At 74.2% G+C, this 24,599-nt stretch carries 22 protein-coding genes; 14 read left to right on the plus strand and 8 right to left on the minus strand.

Translation table 11 applies throughout. The features are described 5' to 3' along the window. Window positions 1–266 precede the first annotated feature (266 nt). Complete coding sequence (locus tag ACGH2B_RS00470; protein ID WP_399082195.1) at window positions 267–1,415, minus strand: DUF2993 domain-containing protein; 1,149 nt, start codon at window positions 1,413–1,415, stop codon at window positions 267–269. 128 nt (window positions 1,416–1,543) lie between these two features. Next, window positions 1,544–1,675, minus strand: a complete 132-nt coding sequence (locus tag ACGH2B_RS00475; protein ID WP_399082198.1) for a hypothetical protein — start codon at window positions 1,673–1,675, stop codon at window positions 1,544–1,546. A 356-nt stretch (window positions 1,676–2,031) separates the two neighbouring features. Here ACGH2B_RS00475 and ACGH2B_RS00480 point away from each other — a divergent pair, with 356 nt between their 5' ends. After that, window positions 2,032–2,937 (plus strand): Rieske 2Fe-2S domain-containing protein, encoded by a 906-nt coding sequence (locus ACGH2B_RS00480; protein ID WP_399082201.1) that lies wholly within the window; start codon window positions 2,032–2,034, stop codon window positions 2,935–2,937. 169 nt (window positions 2,938–3,106) lie between these two features. Here the strand turns inward: ACGH2B_RS00480 and ACGH2B_RS00485 are convergent, their stop codons facing one another. After that, a complete protein-coding gene (locus ACGH2B_RS00485; RefSeq protein WP_399082204.1) occupies window positions 3,107–4,636 on the minus strand; it encodes an FMN-binding glutamate synthase family protein in 1,530 nt (509 codons plus the stop codon). Window positions 4,637–4,983: 347 nt separating this feature from the next. Next, window positions 4,984–5,964, minus strand: a complete 981-nt coding sequence (locus ACGH2B_RS00490) for an AraC family transcriptional regulator (protein WP_399082206.1) — start codon at window positions 5,962–5,964, stop codon at window positions 4,984–4,986. A gap of 489 nt (window positions 5,965–6,453) precedes the next feature. Between ACGH2B_RS00490 and ACGH2B_RS00495 the strand changes: the two genes are divergently transcribed. Continuing rightward, window positions 6,454–7,674, plus strand: a complete 1,221-nt coding sequence (locus ACGH2B_RS00495; RefSeq protein WP_399082209.1) for a styrene monooxygenase/indole monooxygenase family protein — start codon at window positions 6,454–6,456, stop codon at window positions 7,672–7,674. Between the two features lie 64 nt (window positions 7,675–7,738). Continuing rightward, the gene (locus tag ACGH2B_RS00500) at window positions 7,739–9,463 is read left to right on the plus strand and encodes a styrene monooxygenase/indole monooxygenase family protein (protein WP_399082211.1); all 1,725 of its coding nucleotides are present in this window, start codon (window positions 7,739–7,741) and stop codon (window positions 9,461–9,463) included. A 192-nt stretch (window positions 9,464–9,655) separates the two neighbouring features. Here the strand turns inward: ACGH2B_RS00500 and ACGH2B_RS00505 are convergent, their stop codons facing one another. Beyond that, on the minus strand, window positions 9,656–10,270 hold the full coding sequence (locus ACGH2B_RS00505; protein WP_399082214.1) for a TetR/AcrR family transcriptional regulator: 615 nt from the start codon (window positions 10,268–10,270) through the stop codon (window positions 9,656–9,658). A gap of 103 nt (window positions 10,271–10,373) precedes the next feature. Between ACGH2B_RS00505 and ACGH2B_RS00510 the strand changes: the two genes are divergently transcribed. Next, on the plus strand, window positions 10,374–11,063 hold the full coding sequence (locus ACGH2B_RS00510) for a nitroreductase (protein ID WP_399082216.1): 690 nt from the start codon (window positions 10,374–10,376) through the stop codon (window positions 11,061–11,063). A 214-nt stretch (window positions 11,064–11,277) separates the two neighbouring features. Here the strand turns inward: ACGH2B_RS00510 and ACGH2B_RS00515 are convergent, their stop codons facing one another. From ACGH2B_RS00515 to ACGH2B_RS00525, 3 genes are all read right to left on the minus strand, one after another. Beyond that, complete coding sequence (locus tag ACGH2B_RS00515) at window positions 11,278–11,865, minus strand: hypothetical protein (RefSeq protein ID WP_399082219.1); 588 nt, start codon at window positions 11,863–11,865, stop codon at window positions 11,278–11,280. Between the two features lie 99 nt (window positions 11,866–11,964). Further along, window positions 11,965–12,963, minus strand: a complete 999-nt coding sequence (locus tag ACGH2B_RS00520) for an LPXTG cell wall anchor domain-containing protein (RefSeq protein WP_399082222.1) — start codon at window positions 12,961–12,963, stop codon at window positions 11,965–11,967. 293 nt (window positions 12,964–13,256) lie between these two features. Then, window positions 13,257–13,631 (minus strand): MmpS family transport accessory protein, encoded by a 375-nt coding sequence (locus ACGH2B_RS00525; protein WP_399082225.1) that lies wholly within the window; start codon window positions 13,629–13,631, stop codon window positions 13,257–13,259. A 208-nt stretch (window positions 13,632–13,839) separates the two neighbouring features. Between ACGH2B_RS00525 and ACGH2B_RS00530 the strand changes: the two genes are divergently transcribed. The 10 genes from ACGH2B_RS00530 to ACGH2B_RS00575 all read left to right on the plus strand — a co-directional run bounded on the left by ACGH2B_RS00530 (window position 13,840) and on the right by ACGH2B_RS00575 (window position 24,538). Then, window positions 13,840–15,006 carry a sensor histidine kinase gene (locus ACGH2B_RS00530; protein WP_399082228.1) on the plus strand — a complete coding sequence of 389 codons (1,167 nt, stop codon included), beginning with the start codon at window positions 13,840–13,842 and terminating at the stop codon, window positions 15,004–15,006. 74 nt (window positions 15,007–15,080) lie between these two features. After that, entirely contained in the window at window positions 15,081–15,737 is a 657-nt protein-coding gene (locus tag ACGH2B_RS00535) for a response regulator (protein ID WP_399082231.1), read from the plus strand. An 855-nt stretch (window positions 15,738–16,592) separates the two neighbouring features. Then, on the plus strand, window positions 16,593–17,867 hold the full coding sequence (locus ACGH2B_RS00540; protein ID WP_399082234.1) for a cytochrome P450: 1,275 nt from the start codon (window positions 16,593–16,595) through the stop codon (window positions 17,865–17,867). Next, window positions 17,864–18,997 carry an acyl-CoA dehydrogenase family protein gene (locus ACGH2B_RS00545; RefSeq protein ID WP_399082237.1) on the plus strand — a complete coding sequence of 378 codons (1,134 nt, stop codon included), beginning with the start codon at window positions 17,864–17,866 and terminating at the stop codon, window positions 18,995–18,997. The genes ACGH2B_RS00540 and ACGH2B_RS00545 overlap by 4 nt, the downstream gene beginning before the upstream one ends. Window positions 18,998–19,001: 4 nt before the next feature. Further along, a complete protein-coding gene (locus ACGH2B_RS00550; RefSeq protein ID WP_399082240.1) occupies window positions 19,002–20,141 on the plus strand; it encodes a GNAT family N-acetyltransferase in 1,140 nt (379 codons plus the stop codon). A 44-nt stretch (window positions 20,142–20,185) separates the two neighbouring features. Next, window positions 20,186–20,659: a type II toxin-antitoxin system RatA family toxin gene (locus ACGH2B_RS00555; protein WP_399082244.1), complete on the plus strand. Its 474-nt coding sequence runs from the start codon at window positions 20,186–20,188 to the stop codon at window positions 20,657–20,659. Continuing rightward, window positions 20,656–21,912, plus strand: coding sequence for an aspartate aminotransferase family protein (locus tag ACGH2B_RS00560; protein ID WP_399082247.1), 1,257 nt, complete (start codon window positions 20,656–20,658; stop codon window positions 21,910–21,912). Before ACGH2B_RS00555 ends, ACGH2B_RS00560 begins: the two co-directional genes overlap by 4 nt. A gap of 35 nt (window positions 21,913–21,947) precedes the next feature. Continuing rightward, window positions 21,948–22,226 carry an acyl carrier protein gene (locus ACGH2B_RS00565; protein WP_399082250.1) on the plus strand — a complete coding sequence of 93 codons (279 nt, stop codon included), beginning with the start codon at window positions 21,948–21,950 and terminating at the stop codon, window positions 22,224–22,226. Beyond that, on the plus strand, window positions 22,223–23,470 hold the full coding sequence (locus tag ACGH2B_RS00570; protein WP_399082253.1) for a beta-ketoacyl-[acyl-carrier-protein] synthase family protein: 1,248 nt from the start codon (window positions 22,223–22,225) through the stop codon (window positions 23,468–23,470). Before ACGH2B_RS00565 ends, ACGH2B_RS00570 begins: the two co-directional genes overlap by 4 nt. A gap of 27 nt (window positions 23,471–23,497) precedes the next feature. Next, complete coding sequence (locus tag ACGH2B_RS00575) at window positions 23,498–24,538, plus strand: SDR family oxidoreductase (protein WP_399082255.1); 1,041 nt, start codon at window positions 23,498–23,500, stop codon at window positions 24,536–24,538. Window positions 24,539–24,599: the final 61 nt, after the last annotated feature.

Consider the following 24,599-nt stretch of genomic DNA (forward strand, 5'->3'; position numbering starts at 1 on the left):
ATGCCGGGCGGGCACGGCGCACGGCCGTCCGCGCCCTCGCGCCCTTCCTTCAGGCCGGACGATCCGGAAGCGTCCACCTTGCCGTCAACGCTCCGCAGGCCCGGCCGGCCTGAAGCGCTCGCCTGTCGTCGACGCCCCGCAGGCCCGGGAACAGCGGTGGCACGGACGCCGTGTCCGCGTCCGTGCCACCGCTCGGCTCCGGTCCGTCGCGCCGCCGCCTCCGCCCCCGTGGCCGTGCCCGCTTCCGTGTCCCGGCCGTGCCGTCGTCAGCCCACCGGTACGTCCGTGCCGGTGAGTTGGGCCCGGATGCCGTCCTTTGTCACGGAGAGATCGCGCAGCCGGAGGTCGCCCGGCAGGCCGTCCGGCAGCCGGGCGGAGAACTCCATCCGCTCCGCGACCTTCGGCTCCCGGAGTTTCTGCAGGCCCTGGATGAGCGAGGGGTCGATGCCGGTGGGCTTCAGCAGCGACGGATGGTCCACGAGGGTGTCGAGCAGGTGGCCCGTCATCCGCTGCCGCGGGCTGACGGGCTTCCCGGCGGCCGCACGCAGCTCGTCCTCGTCCATCTTGCCGGCGACAGGGGCGGTCAGTTGCAGGCCGCCGCCCTTGCCCGGTACGTACGTGAGCAGGCCGGGTACCACCACGCGCGTGTCCTGGACGGTCAGGCGCAGACCGCGGTCCCCGGTGCGCTCCAACTGTGCGCGTCCCTCGACCCGGGCCCGGGTGCCGCCCACGGGCAGGGCGCCGCCGGCCAGCACGGTGTTCTTGCCGGGGCCGGGAGTCAAGCGGAGCTGTGAGGCGCCCACTTCGCGGTTGAGGTCCTTGAAGTCCAGCAGGATGTCGCCGCGCACCCGGCTGAGCACCGCCCCCTTCACGGAGGACGGCAGGCCGCCGACGATCCGGAGGTCGTCCACCGCGCCCTTGACCTGGGCGACGGAGACCGGCCCGGCGTCGACATGGGGGACGTTGACCTCGACGTGGTCGATGTTCCCCGCCAGGATCTGGCCGATGAACGGGAAGCTGTCGATGTGCACTTCGGGTTCGGCGTGCAGTTTCAGCGCCTTCTGCATCTGCCGCGCCGCCGCGTTCTCCGCGTAGAGCACGGCCCACCGGTCGCCGAGGGCGAGGAACGCCAGGACGACGGCGAGTGCGACGGCCGTCTTCACGGTTCTCCGCACGATGCGGCGGGGTCTGCGCCCGGCCCGCGGGGGCTCGTGCTCGTCGCCGGAGCCCGTGGCGGTGGTGGGGGTGGCGCCGGTGGCGGCGGGGGCTTCCCGGGCCGGTGGAGCGTCCGGCTCCGCGGCGCTGCGGGGTGACGGTACGTCAGAGGGTGGATCCGTCGCGGCCGGATCGTCCGGGGTGGTGCGGCCCGCCGGTATCCGGGCCTCGGGGTCTGCGGAAGGTTCGTCGGAGAGCATCGCCACCATGCGACCACAGGCCGGAGGCGCGGGCCAAGTCTCGTCTCCCGCAGCCCGTCCGCGCGGCGCCGGGGCCCGGCCGTGCCGCCGGAGGTGCGCGGCGGTCCGGGGTGCCGGCGGCCGGGTCGCTACGTCACGACGGGGGGGCGGTCGCCGGTGCCGGTGGGAAGGCCGGAGTTGCCGACGTACCACTTGCCGACATACCACTTGCCGCTGGTCTTCTCGGCGCGCACCTCGGCGCTGAAGCTCTCCGGGTTCACGCTCCGGGAGCCGGAGAGGATGATCGCCCGCGGGGGCTTCCCGGCACGAGGATCCGGGCCGACCGGTGAAGCCGGTCGGCTGCCGTGTCCTCCGGGCAGCGGCGGAATCACGGGGGTCGGCGGTCACCCGCCGGAACGAGACGGGGAACGCCCCCCGGCCCGCGGCGGAACGGCCGGGACGTACCCGCCGGGGCGTGCGCCCCGCCAGGCGTGCGGGGCTCCTCACCGGTCCTTATGGTGGAGGGAGACGACCGTACGGGGCCGGGAGATGCGCCGTCCGGTGCCCGCCCGGTCCGCCGCCGCGGCGGAAGGGGTGAGCGACAGTGCGCAGGACGACCGTTCGGCACGACCGGCCCGTGCATACCGGCGAGAGGGTGGAGGCGCCCGGACATCCGTCGCTCTCCGCCGCCGTGGTGCGGTCCCTCGACCGGTTGGGGCGGATGCGCCGCCTCGACCTGGTGGCCACTCCGCTCGCGCGTGTCGTGCGGGCCGTTCCCCTGGGGCGCTTCCGGGACGTCGCGCACGGGCTGCCGCTCGGCCATCCGCTGCATCCCTCGCTCGTCCAACTGCCGCTCGGGGCCTGGCTGTCCGCGGCGGCCCTGGACACCCTGCCCGGTGCGCGGCGCGAGGCACGGTTCCTGGTGGGGGCCGGGGTCCTGGCGGCGGTGCCGGCGGCGGTGGCGGGCTGGCTGGACTGGGCCGAACTCCAGGCGGAGCAGCGGCGCACCGGTCTGGTGCACGCCGTGGCGGGCTCCGCGGCGACCGGTCTGTACGCGGCCTCCTGGGTGCAGCGCGGCCGTGGCCGCGCGGTGCGGGCCAAGGCGCTCGGCTTCCTCGGACTGGCGGCGGCCGGGGCGGGCGGGATGCTGGGCGGCCATCTGGCCTACCGGCTGGGCGCGGGCACGAACAAGACCGCGTCGGTGCCCGATCTGGTGGCGGACCGCTGGCACCCGGTCGGCCAGTTGGAGGACTTCCCGGTGGGGCAGGCGGTGCGCCGGATGGCGGGTGAGGTGCCCGTCCTCGTCGTACGGGAGGCGGACGGCCGGATCCTGGCCCTGGCCGACCGGTGCAGCCATCAGGCCGGGCCCCTGTCGGGCGGACGGCTCTTCGACGGATGTGTGGAGTGCCCCTGGCACGCCAGCGTGTTCCGCCTCGTGGACGGCGCGGTGGTACGCGGCCCCGCGACCGCGCCGCAGCCGTCCTTCCGGGTCATGGTCCGCCCGGGCGGCGAGGTGTGCGTGGCCCCGCCCGCCGCGAGGTGAGGCGTGGGCGGGCCGGGCGGAGCCCCGATCCGGGACGCGGAACGGCTGCCGGGCGGCGGCCGTTCCGCGCGGTGACGTGGGGACCGGACGGGGCGGTCGCCGCTTCCCCCGGGAGACCGGGGCCGGGCGTGACGGCCGGTCCCGGACTCCCGGGGAAGCCCGCTGCGCGTTACGCGGCGTCCGGCTCGCGGGTGAGGAGTTCGGTGATCTCCCGGGCGAGGTCCGGGCCGAGGGTGCCCCAGCCGTCCTTGTAGCCGTAGACGCCGGCCAGGGTGCGGGCCTCGTAGTCACCGTTCATGATCTCGATGTCGGTGGCGGTGATGAGCGCCGGGTGGGCGACGCCGACGGCCGAGGAGACCTTCAGCAGTTCCTTGCGCAGGGTGCGCAGGTAGACGGCGGCGCGGGTGGCCTTCGACGCCGGGTCGAGGCCGCGGGCCAGCCAGGGGTTCTGGGTGGCGATGCCGGTGGGGCACTTGTCGGTGTGGCACTTCTGCGCCTGGATGCAGCCGATGGAGAGCATCGCCTCACGGGCGACGTTGATCATGTCGACGCCCAGGGCGAAGGCGACGGCGGCGTTCTCGGGCAGGCCGAGCTTGCCGGAGCCGATGAAGGTCAGGTCGTCGGTCAGCCCCCGCTCGGCGAAGGTGCCGTAGACCCGGGAGAAGCCCATCCGGAACGGCAGCGACACCGAGTCGGCGAAGGTCAGCGGCGCCGCGCCGGTGCCGCCCTCGCCGCCGTCGACGGTCACGAAGTCCACGCCGCGGTCGCCGCGCGCCATCAGCGTGGCCAGCTCCTGCCAGAAGTCCATCTCACCGACCGCGCTCTTGATGCCGACCGGCAGACCGGTCTCGGTGGCGAGCAGTTCGACGAAGTCGAGCATCGAGTCGACGTCGTGGAAGGCGGTGTGGCGCGAGGGGGAGGCGCAGTCCTCCCCGAGCGGGATGCCGCGGATCTCGGCGATCTCCGGGGTGACCTTCGCGCCCGGCAGCATCCCGCCGAGTCCCGGCTTGGCGCCCTGGGACAGCTTGATCTCGATCGCCTTGACCGGGGCGCCGGAGACCACGGCCTTCAGCTTGTCGAGGTTGAAGGTGCCGTCCTCGTTGCGGCAGCCGAAGTACGACGTGCCGATCTGGAGGATGAGGTCGCCGCCGTTGCGGTGGTACGGGGAGAGGCCGCCCTCGCCGGTGTTGTGCATCGCTCCGGCGAGCGCCGCGCCCTCGTTGAGCGCGGTGATCGCCGCGCCGGAGAGCGAGCCGAAGCTCATCGCCGAGATGTTCACCACGCTCGCCGGGCGGAACGCCTTGGCGCGGCCGCGCGGCCCGCCCAATATCTTCGCCGAGGGCAGCGGGGCCAGCGGATCGTGCAGGTCGGGCAGGTCTCCGGCGAAGGTGCGCTGCTTGAGGTACGCGTGGCCCTGGACGTGTTCGACGTCGTTGTCGGTGCCGAACCCGAAGTAGTTGTTCTCCTCCTTCGCCGACGCGTAGATCCAGGTGCGCTGATCGCGGCTGAACGGACGCTCCTCGTCGTTGGAGGTCACGATGTACTGGCGCAGCTCCGGCCCGATCGTCTCCAGCAGGTACCGGGCGTGCCCGATCACCGGGAAGTTCCTGAGCAGTGCGTGCTTCTTCTGGACGAGGTCTCGGGCAGCCACCAGCGCCAATGCTGTCGCGGCGGCCGCGCCGATGCTCCGGGCGCGCATGATCGTTCCTCTCCTCGTTGCCCGGCCCCTCGCCGTGCGGCGCACGTCGTCGTGTCGGGTCGGGCGGTGGGCGTGGCGCGGCGGGCACCGGCACCTGGGCACCGGCGCCCGCCGACGAAACATCGAACGATAGTAGAGGCCGGGCGGCGGGCCGCGGGCCAGGGCCGGAAGTCCGGGCGGCCCCGGCCACCGCACCGCGCCCCGCCCGCTGCCGGGCCGTACGCCTCCGGGGCGGCCCGCCGTCGCGGCGGGCGCGGGCGGGTGCAGGTCCCGGGCCCGGGGGCGTTCCGTACGGGTCCGGGAAGCCGTCGGGACGGGCCGGTCCCCGCGGGCGGGGCTCCCGGCCGCTACGAACGCAACGTCTCCGACGGCGGCTCCCCGAACTGCCGCCGGTAGGCGAGCGCGAAGCGCCCCGGGTGCAGGAAGCCCCAGCGGGAGGCGACGGCGGTGACGGTCGTGGTGCCCGGGTCGGAGGCGAGGAGTTCCTTGCGTACCCGGTCGAGGCGGACCTCGCGCAGATAGGCGAGCGGGGTCGTGTCGAGGTGGCGGCGGAAGCCGTCCTGGAGGGCGCGGACGCCGACGCCGACGCACTCCGCTATCTCCGCGACGGTGAGCGGTTCGGCGGCGTGCCCCTCGATGACCTCCATGGCGCGGCGGACCGCGAGCGGCGCGACGCGCGGCTGCTCGCCGAGGAGCGCCGGTGTGTAGGTGTGCGGCTGGGCCATCAGCAACTGGGTCATCAGCAGCGCCTCTAGCTGCCGCGTCACGAGGGGCCGGCTCGTCATCCCGCCGGGTTCTTCCGCCTCGCGGCGCATGAGGTCGACGACGTTGAGCCAGGAGCGGGAGCCCGCCGCGGTGAGGTCCATGCCGAGGGAGAAACGGATCGGGCGGCGCACGGTGCGGCCGAGCAGGCTGCCCAGGTGCGATTCGAGGGACGTCCGGTCGAACCAGACGATGAGCTGCGGGTTGCCGCTCCCCCACCGCATGTCCAGCTTTCCGGTCGGAGAGGGGACGGAGGCGAGTTCCGGGGAGGAGATGATCTCCTCCCGGCCGCAGGTGATCTCCGCGTGTCCGGCGAGCGGGATCTGGACGAGGAAGAAGCTCTCCAGATCGCCCGGCGTGATCCGGACCTCCGTCCCGTAGTCGAGGTAGTACAGCCCGGTCCGTTCGAAGGAGGTGCCGTGCAGCCGGGCGTCGAGCGTCGCCGAGCGCTGCGTGATGCGCAGCTCGTGCGGGCAGAAGGCGCGGCCGACCTCGGCCCGCGCCTCCCATATGTCCGCCGTGTGGAAACGCTGATGGTTTGCGAGCGGTGGCTCCGCAGCGGGCATGTGGACCTCCACCGCCGAGATGCGCGTTCGGGACAGCGACCCGCGTAATCCGGATAGCGCCGATGATCTTGCCATACCAAGGTGGATGCCTGACCGCCGCGGATCCGAGAAGAAGCAGGGAAGCAACGATGCAGGCAGTGCCGGGCCGGACCGCCCCGCGCGGCGACCGGACCACGCCCGGCGGGCGCCCCACCGCCCCCGCCCGCCGCGGGCCCCGCACCGCCGCCCCGGGCGGGACCGCGCCGCCGCCCGGCTCCGCTTCCCCGTCCGGCGCCCCGCCCCCACCCGAGGCCGCACCGCCACGCCGGTGAGCCCCGCCGACCGGCCGGACGCCCCGGGACCCGTCCCCCCGGTCCCCCGGGCCGTCCGGCCGCCCGCGGCTGCCCGCCCACCCCTCCGGCGGGCAGCCGCATCCCGTACCCGACCGCACCGCCACGCCCGCCCGGCGCGGCCCCGTCCCACCGCACACCCCGCTCCCGGAGGCCCCTCATGCGCAAGATCACCATCGTCGGAGCCGGTCAGGCCGGTCTCCAGCTCGGCATCGGCCTGATCTCCCACGGCTACGACGTCACCCTCGTCTCGAACCGCACCGGGGACCAGATCCGCGAGGGCCGGGTCATGTCCAGCCAGGCCATGTTCGGCACCGCCCTCGCCCACGAACGCGGCCTCGGCCTCGACTTCTGGGGCGACGCCTGCCCGCCGATCGCCGGACTCGGCGTGAACATCGCCGACGGCCGGGGCGGCCGGGCCCTCTCCTTCAGCGCCCGCCTCGACGCCACCGCCCGCTCCGTCGACCAGCGGGTCAAGATGCCGCTGTGGATGGGCGAGTTCGCGCGCCGCGGCGGCCACCTGGAACTCCGCGAGGCCGGCATCGCGGACCTGGAGCGCTATGCCGCCGAGTCCGATCTGGTGATCGTCGCGGCCGGCAAGGGCGAGATCGCCAAGCTCTTCGAGCGGGACGCCCGGCGCTCCCCGTACGACGCCCCGCAGCGCACACTGGCCCTGGCGTACGTCACCGGTATGGAGCCGCTGCCCGACCGCCCCGGCGTCAGCTTCAACGTCGTGCCCGGCGCGGGCGAGTACTTCACGATGCCCAGCCTGACCACCACCGGCCCCTGCGACATCATGTTCTTCGAGGGCATCCCGGGCGGCCCGCTCGACCGCTTCGGCGGGCTCGCCCCCGAACAGCAGCTCGCGACGTTCCAGGAGCTGCTGCGCGCCTACGTCCCGTGGGAGGCCGAGCGCTGCACCGGCGTCGCGCTCACCGACTCCAACGGCACCCTCGCGGGCCGCTTCGCGCCGACCGTCCGCAAACCCGTCGCCACGCTGCCCTCCGGTGCGCGGGTGCTCGGCCTCGCCGACGTCGTCGTCCTGAACGACCCGGTCACCGGCCAGGGGTCCAACAACGCCGCCAAGTGCGCGGCCGCCTACCTCGCCGCCATCCTGGACCAGGGCGAGCGCCCGTACGACGCCGCCTTCATGGAGCTGGCCTTCGGCCGCTTCTGGGACAACGCGCGGTCTTCGACCGCCTGGACCAACGCGATGCTCGGCGCCCCGCCGCAGCACGTCCTGGAGCTGTTCGGCGCGGCGAGCGCCAACCCCCGTATCGCCTCCCGTTTCGTCAACGGCTTCGACGACCCGCGGGACTTCTTCCACTGGTTCATGGACCCGGCCGCGGCGCAGAACTACCTCGCCGAGGTGGCTTCCTGACGCAGAGTCAGGAAGAGCGCACCGGTACGGCGGCACCCAGGGAACGAGAGCGGGACAGCGGGACATGAGAAGGATCGCGGTGATCGGCGCCGGACAGGCCGGTGCCCAACTGGCCCTCGGGCTCCAGGCACACGGCTACGACGTCACCCTGGTCACCGACCGCGGCCCCGACGAGATACGCCGGGGCCCGGTCATGTCCAGTCAGTGCATGTTCGACACCGCGCTGCGGAGCGAGCGCGAACTCGGCCTGCACGACTGGGAGGACCGGGCCCCGGACATCGGCGGCATCACGTTCTCCCTGATCGGCCCGCACGGCACACCCGGCGTCACCTGGCACGCGCCCCTGGAGGCCCCCGCCCGCTCCGTCGACCAGCGGGTCAAGTGCGCCGCGTGGCTGGAGCGGTTCGCCGAGGACGGCCGCGGCGAACTCATCCTGCACGAGGCACGCGTCCACGACCTGGAGTGGTACGCCCGCACCCATGATCTCGTCGTGGTCTCCACCGGCAAGGGCGAGCTGAGCGGCCTCTTCCCGCGCGACGCCGAGCACTCCCCGTACGACCGGCCGCGCCGCGCGCTGGCGCTGACGTACGTCACGGGGTCGGCGCCGCGGGACGGGGAGGCCGCCGTCCACTACCGGATGGTCCCCGGCATCGGCGAGTTCTTCTCCTTCCCCGCCCTCACCACCACAGGACCCTGCGAGATCATGGTCTTCGAGGGCGTCCCCGGCGGCCCGATGGACTGCTGGGACGACATCCGCACCCCCGGGGAACACCTCGCCCGCTCGCTGGAACTCCTCCACCGCTTCTTCCCCGACGCGTACGAGCGGCACCGCCACGCCCGGCTGACCGACGACGGCGGGGTGCTGCGCGGCCGGGTCACGCCGACCGTCCGCCACCCCGTCGCCCGGCTGGCCTCCGGCCGGCACGTCCTCGGCATGGCCGACGCCGTCGTCCTCAACGACCCGGTCACCGGCCAGGGGGCGAACAACGCGGCCCAGGCCGCCGCCCACTACCTCGGCAGCATCCTCCGCCACGGCGACGCCGACTTCTCCCCGCAGTGGATGCAGCGCACCTTCGACACCTTCTGGCGCGGCTGGGCGCAGTGGGCAGTCGGCTGGACCAACTCCCTGCTGACGGAGTTGCGCCCGCACCACCGCGAGATCCTGACGGCGGCGGCCGGCATCCCCTCGGTCGCCTCCGCCCTCGCCGCCGGGTTCGACGATCCGCGCACCCTCTACCGCTGGTGGTTCGAGGAGGCCGAGGCGCACCGCTTCCTCGCCGAGCGGCGCACCCGGCACGCCGCCCGCTTCGACGCCCGCGCACTGCGGCGCGCGCTGGGTCAGTACGCCACCGGCGTGACGGTGGTGACGGCCCGCGCCCCCGACGGCCGCCCCATCGGTATGACGGCGAACTCCTTCACCTCGGTCTCCCTGGACCCGCCGCTCGTCCTGTGGTGCCCCGGCAAGAACAGCCCGAGCCTGCCGGACTTCACCGACGCGACCCACTTCGCCGTCCACGTCCTCGCCGCGGACCAGCACCATCTCTCCCGCCAGTTCGCCACCCCCGCCGACGACAAGTTCCACGGCGTCCCCACCACCCCGGGCCTGGCCGGCACCCCGCTCCTGGACGGCGCGGTCGCCCGCTTCCAGTGCCGCACCGTGCAGCGCCTCGACGCCGGTGACCACGTCATCTTCCTCGGCGAGGTCGAACAGTACGAGGCGGACGGCGGCGCCCCGCTGGTGTTCCACTCGGGCTACTACCACGTGGCGACGAAGCACCCGGATCTGTGAGCGGGCGCGCGCCGGGCGGGCGGTGAGGATCGCGGTGAGCGCCACGAGGCGGTAGCTCCGGCCGCACTCGGCGGCGGGACCCAGGGGCTTTCGCCCGGATCACCGTGCGTGCCGGAAGAAGACGCCCCGCGAGGCGGGGTCCGGCCGGGTGGATCATGACCGCTTCGGCCGCGCCCGCAGGCACCTTCCTCGTCAGCCCTCTCCCGTCCTCCCCGGCAAAGCCTGATCGAGGAGGATCTCCGCCGCCGCCCGCGCGTGCCGGCCGTAGTCCGCTTCGTCCAGCACCATGGCGCGGCTGGCCGCCCCGTCCGCGAGGGTGGCCAGTTGTTCGGCGAGCGGGAGGGGTTCGCGGCAGCCCAGTTCCGTCACCACCGCGGCGATCAGTCGCACCATGCGCAGCTTCTGCTCCCGCGCATAGGAGTGCACCGCGCTCTCCGGGTCGGGGAACTCCGCGGCGGCATCGATGAACGGACACCCGCGCACCGGAGAAGCGTCCGCCACCGGCGGGTCGAACAGCCTGCGGATCCGGTCGCGCGGAGGGATGTCCTCACGGGTCAGCACGCCTTCCAGGGTGGCCCCCGACAGTGCGAGGCCCCGCAGGTGGGCGATGACCAGATCGTTCTTGGTGCGGAAGTGCGCGTAGAGCGTCCGCTTGGACACCGGCGCTTCCTCGGCGACCTGTTCCATGCCGGTCGCGCCGATGCCCTGGGTCGCGAACAGCCGGGCGGCGGCGGCCAGAACGCGCTCCCGCCCGCCGCGCCCTCGCCGCCGGGATGCCGCGGCAGCCGTACTCACGGTCGTCTCCATGAAGCAAGTATACGCACTCGTTTACTTAAGTCGGCATGCCGCGTTACGGTGCCCCAGGTAAACGACCCCGTTTACCTGAACTCTTCCGTCATCAAGGAGTCCCATGAGCAGGCGCGTCCCCGCTGAGCTGAGCGACTGCGCGGAGAAGCTGATACGCGGCCGTCACGCGACCCGCGCGTTCCGTCCGGAACCCGTACCCGAGGACACGATGCGCAGGATCTTCTCGCTGGCCGGCGCCGCGCCGTCCAACTCCAACACGCAGCCGTGGCAGGTGGAGGTGGTGAGCGGCGCGGCACGTCAGCGCCTGGCCGGTGCCCTGCGGACGGCCCACGCAAAACGGCGCACCTCGGTGGAGCTCCCGTATTCCGAGGGGATGTACGCGCAGGCGCACCGGGCACGCCGGGCGGCGTTCGGCGCCGAACTGTACGGGGCGCTGGGCATCGGCCCCGACGATCACACGGCACGTGCGGCCTACGACGCGGAAAGCCTGCGTTTCTACGGCGCGCCGCACGCGGCCTTCCTCTTCGTCCACGGTGACGGAGAGGCCCGGTTGGCCGCGGATGCCGGCGCCTACCTGCAGACGCTGCTCCTGGCGATGACCGCGTACGGCGTGGACAGTTGCCCGCAGGGCCTGCTGAGCTTCTACGCCGGGACCGTCCGCACCGAACTCGGCGTCACCGGAGGAAAGCTGCTCGTCGGCATCTCCTTCGGGTACGCCGACGAGACGGCGCCGGTGAACCGCGTGCGGGCCGGGCGGGCTCCGCTCGCGTCGACCACGGCCTTCCACGAGTAGGCGGTCCCGTGCGACGCGGCAGGCGTTCGCCGCGCCGCGGGGTGCGCGGAGCGCCGCGCCGCGGGTGTCTCCGCCCGATGCCCGCAGCGGTCGGCGTGTTGGTGCCGCTCGGGCCCGGCCCAGCGGTGCCGGGTCCGGGGGCGACCGGTCGTCTCCGGGGCGCGAGGCCCGGGGAGCCGCCGCCCGGCCCTGACGGCGGCGGCTCCCGCCGGTATCAGGCGGTGGGAGGGGAGAATCCGGCGCCGGCGCCGCCGGTGACCTGGCAGTCCGTGCCCTTGTAGTTCTCGACGAAGGTGCCCTGGAGGGCGGTGTGCCCGTCGTACGGGTGGTCCAGGGGCAGGTCCTTGTGCACCCGGAAGCGCAGCTTCATGTGGACGGACTCGCGGGGCTTCAGCGTCTTCGGGCCGGGGATGGGGCCGCCTGCGTCGCCGTTGGCCTTGCGCAGCGTCTTCCAGGCGTTCTCCGAGGTGTCCCAGTACTGCAGGTCGCTGTACTTGGTCAGGTCCTGCTCACCCGGGTTGTAGACGTAACTGCCCAGGTCGCCCTGGAGTTGGAACGACTTCAGCTCCCGCGCCGAGGAGTTGGAGACCGTGGCGGTGTACGTCGTCCACTCGCCGAGGCCGACCCGGGCGGGGATGCCGAACGCGCGGCCCACGAGGGAGCTGTCGGCGGGCCGCCCGACCTCGTTGCAGGACGGCAGTTCCGCGGCCGGGGCCGCCTGGGAGGCGGGCGCGGCGGCGAGCACCACGGGAATCAGGGCGGCCGTAGCGGCCGTGGCCGACAGTGCGCGGCGCAGTTTCATGAAGATCTCTTCTCGTTCGTCGGACCCCGGGCCTCCGCTCCGGTGCGGGGGAAGGCCGTGGATCCTCGGGTTGTCGGATGGCCGGCGGGCCGGTCGGGCCTACGCGGCGGCGCCCGGGGCGGACGCGCCCTTGCGGCGGCGCACGACGAGGACCGTGCCGGCGCCGGCGGCCAGTGCGGCGCCGCCGGCGAGCGCGAGCGGGAGCGCGGACGAGGAACCGGTCACGGCGAGGTGGCCGCCGCCCTGCGGACCGTGGCCGCCGCCGGATCCGGAGCCACCGCCCGTACCGCCGCCGGTCCCGGCACCCTGGCCGGGAGCGGCCGTGGCGCCCGGCTCGTCCGGGGTGCCGGGCTTGCCGGTCGGGGGCTGCGTCGGCTTCGCGCCCGCGGGCAGGAGCTTGAGGTCGGACCAGGTCTCCTTGGACGAGCCGCAGGAGCCGTCACCGTTGCGGAAGTCGCCGGCGGCGACCGCGTATCCGGCGCCGGGCTTGGCGGTCTTGACCATGTGGGTGCGCAGTTCGAGCGTGCGGGTGCTGTGCGCGCCGAGGGCGAAGGTGCCGAAGACCTCCCCGGAGGACTTGTCGTGGAAGGACTCCCACTTCCCGGTCCTGGCGTCGTGGTACTCGGTCTCCATCTCCCAGTACGGCCGGTCGACCTGCTCGGATGAGGCCATTTCCAGGTAGGGCTGGACCTGCTCCAGGGCCTTGCCGGTGGTGTTGCTGAGCGTCAGCGTGAAGGAGGACCAGACACCGCCCGCGACCAGCTCGCGCGGCAGCCCCTTGACCGCCACCTCGAGCTGGTCGGACTCGAACGCGCAGGACTGGTCCGTCCCGCCGGCGCCGGTGTCCTCGCCACCGCCGGTGTTCTCGCCCGCGCCGTCGTTCCCCGCGGGGGTTTCTCCGGCGGTCGGGGTGGCGGTCGGCGACGTCCCCGGGGCGGGGCGGCCGGCCCCGTCCCCGTCCTGGGAGGGGGAGGCGGTCGTCCGGGGTCCGGCCCCGGACACCGGTTCCGTGGCGGACGCGGCGGGCGCGGCGAGTACGGTTGCGGGCCCTATCACGGCCGCCGCGGCGGCGGCCGTCAGGGCACGGCGAATCTTCATCGAGCAGACCTTTCGTATCCCAAGTGCCTTGCGAACGGCACCTGTTGACGTGCGTCATGTTCAGGTCGTGCGTGACTCGTGGTGTACGTGAGGACGCATACAGACATGCCCCGCATCCGCACACCCGTTCCCCATATATGAGCACTCGCGCCACGGAACGGTTCCACGCCGCCGCCATTCCGCGGAGCGGCGGTCGCGTCCGCGCGCACCGCCTCCGGCCCCGTCCGCACGGCGGCGGAACACCGGGACGCGGGTGCGCCTCCCGGTGCCGGGAGGCGCACCCGCGGGCGGGCTCAGTCCTGCTGGAGGTTGACCGAGCAGGTCAGGAGGCCCTTGGCGTCGGGCTTCGTCCGCTCGTCCTTCAACTCGCCGTCGACATAGATGCGGCAACCGGTGCCGGGGGTTGCGTTCTTGACCCCGAGGTCGTTGAAACCGAAGCCGACGTTCTGCGCCTTGCTCCAGGGCAGGTTCCGTCCCGTCAGCTCCGTGCCCTGGCTGTCGCCGGAGAAGCTGTAGACGACATCGGCGGTGCCGGGGCCGGTCACCTCCATCCGTACGTCCCAGCTTCCGCCGAACAGACCGCCGGCGGAGAGCGACAGGACCGTCACGGCCACGGCGCCGGCCACCGCCGACACGATCGCGGGCTTACGGAACGCGGGAAGGTTCACGGTGTCTCCTGGTGGTGCGGAACGGTCGGCCCGGACGCGGCTGTCCGCGGTGTCTCACGACCCGTTCCCGAGCATTCTGGGACAGCGCCGGCGCCCGCCGCCTCCCCCGCAGGTCCGTCTTCGCGCGCCCGGATACCGGCCGAAAGTACGTATCCGCGCTCCCTCCGCCGTGCGGGTCGCCGTACCCGCGGCGGATAACCTCCTGGCCATGAGTCATCCGTTCCCCCGCCCCGCGCGGGAGACCGTCGCCGCGGCGTGCGCCTGCGTGCTCGCCTTCGTCCTGGACGCGGGGGTGGTCAGCCGCAGCGGCGTCGGGGCCGCGGTCCTCGCCGGCGGCGTCCTGGCCCTGGGCGCGGTCGCCGTCGCGCTGTCGGCGTACCGGAGCGGCCGGACGTGGCAGGTCTGCGCGCTCTGTGTGGCCGTCGCGGTCCTCTCGTCGCTGACCACGGCGCTGGTGGGGCACACGGTGTCGCAGCGCACCCCCGGCTGGACCGAACTCCTGGGCTTGCTCGGGCTGTTGTGCGTGGTCTGCCGGTACGGGCAGCGGTGGCCGCTCGTGCTGTCGGTGGTGCCGCTGTTCGTGGCGGTGACGCGTCTGGAGGACCGCGCGCCGGGGCTGACGGAGCTGCCGCTGATCGGCTCGGTCCACCGGCTGTTCACCCTGCCGGCGGTGGGCTGCATCCTGCTGGGCGGCTATCTGCGTACCGAGGACGGCAGGCGCCGGGCGGCCGCCGAGCGGGTGCGGCAGTCCGAACGCCTGGATCTCGCCCGGGACCTGCACGACCACGTCTCCCACCACGTCACGGCCGTGGTCGTCCTCGCACAGGCCGGGGAGCAGATCGCCGGGCGGTCCCCGGAGACGGTGCGCGAGGTGTTCACCGACATCGAACGGTCCGGCCAGGAGGGGCTGGTGGCGATGGGCCGGATGGTCCGGCTGCTGCGCGACGCCGGGGGCGGCGGGGCTCCGGCCCCGGCCACCCCCGTCATGACGACGGTCGAGGAGCTGGTCCGCCGCTTCCCCGGCCCCGGGCAGCACGCCTGGCTGGACGTGGCCGACGGGACGGACGGCGCCGCGTGGTCGCCGCAGGTGGCCCGGTCCGTCGAGCGGGTGGTCCAGGAGGGTCTGACCAACATCCGCAAGCACGCCCGGACGGCCACCACCGTGCACGTCGCCCTGGGAACCGAGGAGGACCGGCTGGTCGTCCGTGTACGGAACGACGCGGCCGGGCAGCAGCGCGGCCGGGCGCGGTTCCGGCACAGCGGCTTCGGCCTGCTCGGTCTGTCCGAGCGGGTCGCCGAACTGGGCGGCGAACTGACCAGCGGTCCCATGCCCGAGGGCGGCTGGGAACTGGCGGCCTCGCTCCCCCTGAGGTGAACGCAGCCGGTGCGGCGCCCGCGCCCCGCACCACTCCCGGCCCATGCCCCGACCTCGAAGGAGTGGCCCCCGCAGTGAGCGTCTCAGTGGTGATCGCCGACGACCAGGCGATGGTGCGGACCGGGTTCCGGCTCATCCTGGAGGCGCAGGACGGCATCACGGTGACCGGCGAGGCGGCCACCGGCACCGAAGCCGTCGAGGCCGTACAGCGGCTGCGCCCCGATGTGTGCCTGATGGACATCCGGATGCCGGAGCTCGACGGCCTGGAGGCGACGAAGCGTCTGCGCCAGGGCCCGGACGCGGCGCACGACACGAAGATCGTCATCGTCACCACCTTCGATCTGGACGAGTACGTCTACGGCGCGCTGCGCGCCGGGGCCAACGGCTTCGTGGTGAAGAACTCCGGCCCCCGGCTGCTGATCGAGGCGGTCCACGCCGCCGCCGAGGGTGACTCCCTCATCTCGCCGTCCGTGACCGTCCGCCTCCTGGAGCGGCTGAGCGGGCCGCCCCGCGCCGAGGCGGCGGCGGCCGCGGCGCGCCGTCTGACCGGCCAGGAACTGAAGGTCACCTCGCTGGTCGCCCGCGGGCACACCAACAACGAGATCGCCGAGCGGCTGGCCCTCGCGGTCAGCACCGTCAAGAGTCACCTCGGCCGCATCCAGGAGAAACTCGCGGCCCGCAACCGGGTGGAGATCGCGGCCTGGGCCTGGGAACACGGCGTCGTCAGCTAACGCCCGCTCCCCCGCGGCCCCACCGGAGCCGTCCCGGATCGCCCGGCCCCGGTCCGGGGCGGCCGGTGCGGGGGGCGCCCGTACGGGGGGGCCGGTCCGGGGGCGCCGGTCCGGGGGCGCCGGTCCGGGGGCGCCGGTCCGGTACGTGCCCCACGCCGGTGCGGGCGGTCCCTTCCCGGCGGAACCGCCCGGTGAGCCGCCGCCCGCGCGGACCGGTCGCGGAGCCGGGTGGTTCCGGTGCCGCCGCGTGCGCCCCGCACGCCGCGCTCCCGCGGGTGGCCGGATAGCGCCTCCGGGCGGACGGCGGGGCGGAACGGGCGTGTCCATGACCGCACCGGGTCGTTGAGGGGCCGTGACACGTCGCCACGAGGGGGCCGGCCCGGCAGGGATGACGCTCGGGCGCCCGCCCTCCGCGCCGTCGGCCGACCGCCCCGGTCCGCCGGGCGCCGCCCAGCGGCCGCGGCGGCGCTCGGCCTCCCCCACGGGCACGGGTCATGGGGTGGGCCCGGCGGGACGAGGGGCGAGTTCCGGTCGGGGTGGAGCGGGCACGCGGGGAGCCCGCAACGTCTGAATTCGCACCCTTGCCTGTCCATAACCTGGCGACATAGCGTCCTTTGAAGCGACAAGGCGGGCGAACGGCGGCGCGATGACGGGCCGTACGCCGACGCCGTCGCGGGGCCGTGACGTCGCCCCCGGCCGTACGGCACGGGGGCGGCAGGAGAGGGGGCGGTGGCGGAGCAGTGACGGAACACCTTCATCCCAGGCGGCGGTGGCGCCCACCACGGCGGAGCACCGCCCGGCCGCACCGGCGCCCGCCGGCCACCGAGATCCGCACCGACCCCCGAGGTACGCATCGTGAACTCCCCGGCACCACAGGCGCAGGCACTCCTCCACTCACTGTTCACGCCGGAAGGGCGGGAGAACCCGCACCCCGCGCTGGAGGCGCTGCGGCGGACCGCCCCCGTCCACCACGACCCGGATCTGGACACCTTCTTCCTGACCACGTACGCCGACTGCCAGACCGTCCTCACCGACACCGGCTACCGCGCCCCCGACCTGTCCTGGTGCGAGGAGCATCTGCCGGACTGGCGTGAGCACCCGGCGGCCGGCTTCTTCTACTCCTCGATGCTGCGGGCCAACGGCGCCGACCACACCCGGCTCCGCAGGCTCACCGGGAAGGGCTTCACCCCACGCCGGGTCGCCGCGCTGCGAGCCGCCGTCGAGGAGATCACCGACGGTCTGCTCGACGATCTGGCCGACGCCACCTCCGGCGGCGGCACCGCCAACTTCCAGGAGCTGATCGGCTATCCGCTGCCCGTGGCGGTGGTCGGTGAGCTGATCGGGGTGCCGGTGGCCGACCGCGCCCGGTTCCGGGCGCTCGGCAGCGACGCCAGCCGGCTGCTGGAGCCGGTACGCACCCCGCAGGACTGGGCGCGGGCGGACACCGCTGTCACCCAACTGCGGTGCTACTTCGAGGAGTTGACGGCGCGGCGGCAGCGCGAACCGGCCGGTGATCTCGCCACCGCGCTGGCCCGGGAGAACGAGGGCACGCTGACCCCGCGGGAACTCGCCGACGCGCTGCTGCTGGTCTTCGTCGCGGGTTTCGAGACCACCACCGGTCTGCTGGGGCTGGCCGTGCACGCCCTGCTCCGCCACCCCGGACAACTGGCCCGGGTCTCGGCCGATCCCGCGCTGGTGCCACAGGCCGTCGAGGAGGCGCTGCGGTGGGACACCCCGGTCCGGATGACCGAGCGCATCGCCGGGCGGGACGACGTGATCGGCGGCGTACGGGTGCCGGAGGGCGCCAACGTCACCGCCGTGCTGACCGCCGCCAACCGCGATCCGGCGCTCCACCCGGACCCGCACCGTTTCGATGTGACCCGCACCGGCACCAAGGTGCTCAGCTTCAGCGGCGGTCCGCACTACTGCCTGGGCGCCGCCCTGGCCCGGATGGAGGGCGCGGTGGCGCTGCGGCGGCTGCTCGCCCGCTTCCCCCGTCTGGCGCCGGCCGGGGAGCCGGTGCGCCGGGAGTCGTTCAGCCTCCGGGTCTTCGAGGACCTGCCCGTCAGCCACGGTCCCGCCGCCGGCGGGCCGGCCGTCACCCCTCCCGGAAAGGCCACCGCCGTATGAGCTTCCTGGACACCGAGCGTGAGGTGCTCGAACGGCTGCTGCCCGGCCTCGATGCCGCGCTCGCCGCCCATCCGCTGGCCGTGCTGGAGCGGCCCGGCTCCCCCGCGGTCGCGGCGTTCCGGGACGCCGGGGGCGCCGGTCTGCTGGTGCCCGCGGAGCACACCGGTATCGGCGCGAGCCCCTTGGAGGCCGTCCGGCTCCAGCGGGCCGTGGGCGCCCGCTGCCCGTCGCTGGCCGTCGCCACCACGATGCACCACTTCTCGGTGGCCGGGCTGGTGGCGGCGACCCGGCACGACGCCGGTCTCGCGTGGATGCTGCTGGAGGCCGTCGTGGGCGACCGGCTGCTGCTGGCGTCCGGTTTCGCGGAGGGCCGCACCGGTCAGTCGGTGCTGCGGCCGGCCATCACCGCCGAGGTGCGCGACGGCCGTGTCGTGCTCAACGGCAGCAAGAAGCCGTGCAGCCTGGCCCGTTCCATGGACATCCTCACCGCGTCCGTGACGCTGACCGACGCGGACGGCACCGAGCGGCTGGCGGTGGCCGTCGTGCCCGCGGGGGCCGACGGGGTGTCCGTACGGCCCTTCTGGGGGAACTCCGTGCTGGCCGGTGCGGAGAGCGAGGAGGTGGTGCTCACCGATGTCGTGCTGGATCCGCAGATGGTTCTCGCCACCGGCGTCACCGCCGACTCCGCGCTGGACGCCCTGCACATCGCGGGTTTCCTCTGGTTCGAGCTGCTGATGACGGCGGGGTATCTGGGCACGGCCGGTGCGCTGGTGGAGCGGGTGCTGCGGCGCGGCGGGGGCACGGCCGCCGACCGGGCCGGGCTCGTCACCGGGCTCGACGCGGCCATGCTGGCGGTGGAGGCCGTGGCCCGGGAGATGGGCGAGCGCGCGGAGTGGGGCGAGGCGCTGCTGGTCAAGGCGCTGACGGCGCGTTACGCCGCGCAGGACGCCATCGCCCGTGCCACACCTCTCGCGCTGGCCGCGCTCGGCGGGATGTCCTTCATCGGCTCCGACGAGGGCAGCTACCTCGCCTCGGCCGCGACCGGCCTCACCTTCCACCCGCCGTCGCGCGGCACGGCGGCCGAGGCGCTGTGCGCGGCCCTGGACGGCCAGGCCCTGCGGGTCGGGTGACGCGATGCATCCGGCGAGCGGCCTCACGGCCGAGATTCTGACCGGTATCGACGCGGTCCCCGCCGCGACGTGGGACGCGCTGGCCCCGCCGGACGATCCGATGTGGGCGCGGGAGGTGTTCGCGGCGATGGAGCGCGGCGCCATCGGCCCGGACGGTTACGCCTACGCGGTGGTCCGCGAGGCGGGCCGGACGGTCGCGCTCCTGCCGCTGGCGGCCGTACGCGGGCTGCGCCTGGACCGGGTCGTGGGCGAGCGGGAGCGGCGGCTGCTGGCCCCCGTACGGCGGCTGTGTCCCGGGGTGCTGCGGGTGCCGATGCTGTTCTGCGGCAACTTCCTGGGCCAGGGGCACGTCCTGAGCCGCGGGCCGCTGTCCGCGCCGGTCGCCCGGCTGCTGGTGCGGACGGTGCTCGACCACGCGCGGCGCCACCGGCTCGGCACCGTCGTCCTCAAGGACTTCGCCCCCGGCGAGCTGGCGGCCCTGCGGCCGGCCCTGGAACCGGCCGGATTCTTCCTCCTGCCGAGCATGCCCGACACCGAACTCGCCCTGGAATACGCCTCGTTCGACGCTTATGTGGCCGCGCTCCCCGCCAAGGCGCGCCGTAACGTCCGCAGCAAGGTGCGGAAGTTCCGGGCCCGGGATGACCTGCGGATCGAGGTGCTCGACGACTTCACCGGCCTCGTCCCGGACATGCTGGAGCTGTACCGGCAGGTGATGGCGCGGGCCGAGCAGACCCTCGACGTCCTCGACGCGTCCTTCCTGCGGGCGCTGGCGCGGCCCGGCGGCCCGGAGCAGCGGCTGGTGGCCTGTTTCGAGGGGGACCGGCTCGTCGCGTATCTGCACTGTCTCTTCCGCGGTGACGGCGCGGTCGGGGCGCGGATCGGGCTCGACTACCGGCTGGCGCACGAGGCGCACCTCTACCACCACGTCCACTACGCGGCGATCGAACTGGCCATCGCCCGCGGGTGCCGGCACATCCGGTTCGCCCAGACCGCCTACGAGCCGAAGCGGGAGCTGGGGTGCGCGCTGGTCGAGCAGCGCTACGCCCTGACCCATCTGCGTCCGCTGCCGCGCGCGGTGTTGCGCCGGCTGCTGCCGCGCGCCCTCGGCGCGGCGCTCACCCGGACGCTCGCACCCCGGTCCTGAAGACTCCCGACGCCCCTCAACCACCGTTCACGGAAAGGGACTTCATGCCCCGTGTCGAAGTAGAGATCCCTATCGCCGCCCCGCCGGACCGGAGCTGGGCCGCCGTCGTCGACGTCGAGAGCTACCCCGCGTGCATGGCGAACGTGGAGTCGCTGACGATCACCGGGTGGACCGGGCCGCGGGAGCGGACCACCGCCTGGTCGGTGCGGCTCAAGGGTTCGGTCCTCGAATGGACCGAGGCCGAGCGGCTCGACGAGGTGGCCAGGCGCTTCGACTTCCACCAGGTCAGCGGCGATCTCGCGCACTTCGTCGGCCACTGGGCCATCCGCCCGGGCGACGACGGCGGCAGTCTGGTGTCGCTGCACGTCGAGTTCGACATCGGTATTCCGCTGCTGGCCGAGATGCTCAACCCCGTCGCCGCCACCGCGCTGCGGGAGAACGCCGAGCAGATGCTCAGGGCGCTGGAGCGCCGCCTGACCGGTGGCACCGCGCCGCTCCCCCGAGGAGACCGCGCATGACCGCGCCGCCCGGGGGCGACCTGCCGTCCGCGGTCTTCGCGCAGGTGCGCCGGCATCAGTCGCCCAAGCTCGCCCTCACCGGCAAGTTCGCCGGGCGGGGCGCCGTGGAGTCGGCCGCGTCGGGCTCGTGGGTCACCCTCTCCGACGGCCGCACGGCCCTGGACTTCGGTTCGTACGCCGTCACTCTGCTGGGCCACCGGCACCCCGCGGTCACCGCCGCCGTGCGGCGGCAGCTCGCGGTGCAGCCCGCCTCGACCCGGAGTCTGGCCAACCCCGTCAGCGCGGGGGCCGCCGCCGTTCTCGCGGAGTACCTCGGCGGCGCCCTGCCCAAGGTCCACTTCGGGCTCAACGGGGCCGACGCCGTGGAGGTCGCCGTCAAGCTCGCCCGCCTCGCCTCCGGCCGGGACCGGGTGCTGGCGGTGCGCGGCGGCTTCCACGGCAAGACGATCGGCGCGCTGTCGCTCACCCACCATCCGCTGTTCCGCGCGGGGCTGCGCGGCTGCACCACGGACGTCGTCCACCTCGACGCCGACGACGCCGGGGCGGTCGGCCGCGAGTGCGCCCGGGGGCCGGTCGCCGCGCTGATCTTCGAGCCCGTCCAGGGGGAGAACGGCGCCGTGCCGCTCTCCCCCGAGGTGCTGGCCCGGTGGACGCACGACGCGCAGGCGCACGGCGCGTTCGTGATCGCCGACGAGATCCAGTGCGGGCTGCGGCGCTGCGGGGAGCGTTCGGTCGCCCTCGCCGAAGGGCTCCCCGTCGACGCGGTGCTCGTCGGCAAACCGCTCGGCGGCGGCGTCGTCCCGCTCTCCGCGATGGTCTGTTCACAGGAGCTGTACGCGCCGTTGGCGGCCGATCCGTTCCTGCACTCGGCGACGTTCGGCGGGCATCCGCTGAGCTGCGCCGCCCTGCCCGCCGCGCTGACCGCGGTGGAGGAACTGGCCGGTCACGGGCGGCTGCTCGCCGAGCGGCTGGCCACCGGTCTGCGCGTCCTCCACCAACGCCATCCGCACGTCATGAGCGGTTTCCGGGGCCGGGGCCTGCTGTGGGGCATCGACTTCACCGCGCCGCAGGCCGCCGGTGAGGTCGTCGTCGGGCTGGCCAACGCCGATCTGCTGGTCTCGCCCTGCCTGAGCCGCCCCACGACCGTACGGCTGCTGCCGCCGCTGACCACCACGCCCGATGAGCTGGAAAGGGCCCTGGACATCCTCGACGCCGCCCTCGACGGGGCGGGCCGCACCCCGACCGCCGGCTGACCCGGCACCCTCCGACCGCTCCCAGGAGAGACGACGTGACCGACCCCGCAGCCCCGCAGACTTCCGCCACCGGCCCCGAACTGGCCCGTACCGTCCGGGCGGCCATCGCCGACGTGCTGGGCACCGCGCCCGACGACATCACCGACGACACCGACCTCGAAGCCGATCACGGCGTGGACAGTCTGGAGCTGATGGCGATCGGCGCCCAGTTGGAGCGGGCCCTCGGCGTCCAGATCTCCCCCGAGGACCTGATCCGCGCCGAGAACGTCGGCCACGCCATCGCCCTGCTGGCCGAAAGGAAGGCCGGCCGGTGACATCTCCCCCGCATCCCGCCGGCCGGCACCGCGCCGTCGTCACCGGCATCGGCGTCCGGACACCGGCCGGCAACACCCTCGACGAGGTGCTCGCCACCGTCATGGCGGCGACGCCGACCGCCGCGCCCGTCGGCGAACTGATCGAGCGGGGCGCGCCGGTGCGCTTCGCCTGCCGGGTGCCGGACTTCGACCTGGCGCCCCACCTCAGCCGCCGTGAACTCCGGCAGATCGACCGCGGCACCATGCTGACCCTGTGCGCCGCCGCCGACGCCCTCCGGGACGCGGCGCTGCCGAAGCTGCCGCCGGAGCGCGTCGGCGTCCACCTCGGTACCGGTATCGGCGGACTGCCCACCATGGAGGCGACCGCTCTGCACCACGGCGCCGATCCGATGGGGATGCCGGTGCACACCGTCCCGCGGGCCATGGCCAATTCGGCGGCCGCGCACATCGCCATGCGGTACGGCTTCCTGGGCTCGTGCCTCACCCACACCACGGCGTGCGCCAGTGGCGCCAACGCGATCGGGGAGGCGCTGCGCCGGATCCGGCACGGGGAGCTGGACGCGGTGGTCACCGGTGGTTTCGACGCGGCGATCACCCCCATCATGATCAGCTCGTTCGCCCGGATGCGGGCGCTGTCCCTGCGTAACGACGCGCCCGGTGAGGCCAGCCGCCCCTTCGACGCGGACCGTGACGGCTTCGTCATGGGTGAGGGCGCGGCCCTGCTCGTCCTGGAGCGGCGGGAGTCGGCGCTCGCCCGCGGGGCGCGCATCCACGGGGAGGTCGCCGGTTACGCGACCAACTCCGACGCGTTCCACATAGCCGCGCCGCATCCGGAGGGCGCCGCTGCCGCCGCCTGTATGGCCGGTGCCGTCGCCGACGCCGGGCTGCGCCCCGGCGACATCGGGCACATCAACGCGCACGGCACCGCCACCCGGCTCAACGACAGCGCCGAGGCGCTCGCCCTGCACCGCGCCTTCGCGGGCGGGCCGCCGCCGGTGACCTCCGTCAAGGGGGTCACCGGGCATCTCATCGGCGGCTCCGGGGCGCTGGAGGCCGCCGTCGCGCTGGTCTGCGCCGCGCGCCGCACCGTCCCGCCGGTCGCCAACCTCGCCCGCAACGCCCACGCCGACCTCATCGACGTGGTCGCCGGGGCGCCGCGGGAGGTGGCCCTCGCGCCCGTGCTGTCCAACTCCTTCGGTTTCGGCGGGCAGAACGCCTGTCTCGTGCTGACCCCCGGGCACTGACCCGTCCTCTTCGGCAAGGAGCCCGTCATGCGCATCCTCCTCACCGGGGCGACCGGCATCGTCGGCACGGAGGTCGCCGACCGCCTGCGCGCCGCCGCGCCGCCCGGCACCCGCCTCACCGGCGTCGCACGCCGTGCCGCCTCCCGCCCTGTGGTCCGCTGGCACCTCGGCGCCGAACCGGCCCCGCCGGAGCTGGCCGGCCCCTGGGACGTCATCGTGCACACCGCCGCCTCGACACGCTGGACGCTCTCCCGCACCGAGGCCCTCGACGCCAACATCCGCCCGCTGCGCGCCGTCCTGGCCCTGGCCGGGCCCGCCACCCATCTCGTCCACGTCTCCACCGCCTACGTCGGCGGCGTACGCAACCCCGATGATCTGCGCGGCCCCGAGTTCGAGGGGTACCGCAACGGCTACGAGTGGTCCAAGGCGGTCTGCGAGGAGATCGTCACGGCCGAACACCGCGGGCCGGTCACCGTGGTCCGCCCGCCGCTGATCATGGGCGGCCGCGCCGACGGCCGCATCTCGCGGTTCTCCGGCCCCTACACGCTCTTCCCGGCGCTGGTCTCCGGCCTCGCCGCCGTCGTCGTCGGCGACCCGGACGGCTACGCGGAGATCAGTCCGCTGGACGACGTGGCCGACGCGATCGTGGCGGCGGCCCTGGGCCCCGCCCCGGCCGCTCCGCGCACCGAGACCCTCGCCGCGGGCCCGGCCGCCCTGCGGCTCGGTTCACTGGTGCGGATCGCCTGCGACACCGTCAACGCGTTCCGCGCCGCGCACGGCGTCGCCCCCGTCGCCGTCCCCCCGACGGTCCCCACCGAGAGCTGGAACCGTTTCTTCCTGCCGCTGGCCCGGCAGTGGCTCTCACCGGTGCAGCAGCAGGCGGTCGATCTGCTCGCCATGTTCCAGAGCTATACGAGCATGGCCGAGCCCTTCACCCCCACCCGGCCGGTGCGCGATCCGGGCGCGGTGCTGGCCACCTCCGTACGCCACTGGGCGCGGAGCAGGCCCCGGCAGGCGCTGGCCACCCCCAGCCCCTGGACGCTGGTCGGGGGCCCGGACCGTACGTAACAGGCCGGGCGGCGGCTCGTGACTCCGGCCGGCATCATACGGCCGTTCAACTCCCTGGCTG

This window comes from Streptomyces sp. BBFR2 (assembly GCF_044497305.1).
Classification (GTDB): Bacteria; Actinomycetota; Actinomycetes; order Streptomycetales; family Streptomycetaceae; genus Streptomyces.

Coding starts and splice junctions, on each gene's coding strand:
- ACGH2B_RS00470 (WP_399082195.1), bottom strand. CDS start 1,415: ATGCTCTCCGACGAACCTTCCGCAGACCCCGAGGCCCGGATACCGGCG.
- ACGH2B_RS00485 (WP_399082204.1), bottom strand. CDS start 4,636: ATGCGCGCCCGGAGCATCGGCGCGGCCGCCGCGACAGCATTGGCGCTG.
- ACGH2B_RS00490 (WP_399082206.1), bottom strand. CDS start 5,964: ATGCCCGCTGCGGAGCCACCGCTCGCAAACCATCAGCGTTTCCACACG.
- ACGH2B_RS00495 (WP_399082209.1), top strand. CDS start 6,454: ATGCGCAAGATCACCATCGTCGGAGCCGGTCAGGCCGGTCTCCAGCTC.
- ACGH2B_RS00500 (WP_399082211.1), top strand. CDS start 7,739: ATGAGAAGGATCGCGGTGATCGGCGCCGGACAGGCCGGTGCCCAACTG.
- ACGH2B_RS00505 (WP_399082214.1), bottom strand. CDS start 10,270: ATGGAGACGACCGTGAGTACGGCTGCCGCGGCATCCCGGCGGCGAGGG.
- ACGH2B_RS00510 (WP_399082216.1), top strand. CDS start 10,374: ATGAGCAGGCGCGTCCCCGCTGAGCTGAGCGACTGCGCGGAGAAGCTG.
- ACGH2B_RS00515 (WP_399082219.1), bottom strand. CDS start 11,865: ATGAAACTGCGCCGCGCACTGTCGGCCACGGCCGCTACGGCCGCCCTG.
- ACGH2B_RS00520 (WP_399082222.1), bottom strand. CDS start 12,963: ATGAAGATTCGCCGTGCCCTGACGGCCGCCGCCGCGGCGGCCGTGATA.
- ACGH2B_RS00530 (WP_399082228.1), top strand. CDS start 13,840: ATGAGTCATCCGTTCCCCCGCCCCGCGCGGGAGACCGTCGCCGCGGCG.
- ACGH2B_RS00545 (WP_399082237.1), top strand. CDS start 17,864: ATGAGCTTCCTGGACACCGAGCGTGAGGTGCTCGAACGGCTGCTGCCC.
- ACGH2B_RS00550 (WP_399082240.1), top strand. CDS start 19,002: ATGCATCCGGCGAGCGGCCTCACGGCCGAGATTCTGACCGGTATCGAC.
- ACGH2B_RS00555 (WP_399082244.1), top strand. CDS start 20,186: ATGCCCCGTGTCGAAGTAGAGATCCCTATCGCCGCCCCGCCGGACCGG.
- ACGH2B_RS00560 (WP_399082247.1), top strand. CDS start 20,656: ATGACCGCGCCGCCCGGGGGCGACCTGCCGTCCGCGGTCTTCGCGCAG.
- ACGH2B_RS00575 (WP_399082255.1), top strand. CDS start 23,498: ATGCGCATCCTCCTCACCGGGGCGACCGGCATCGTCGGCACGGAGGTC.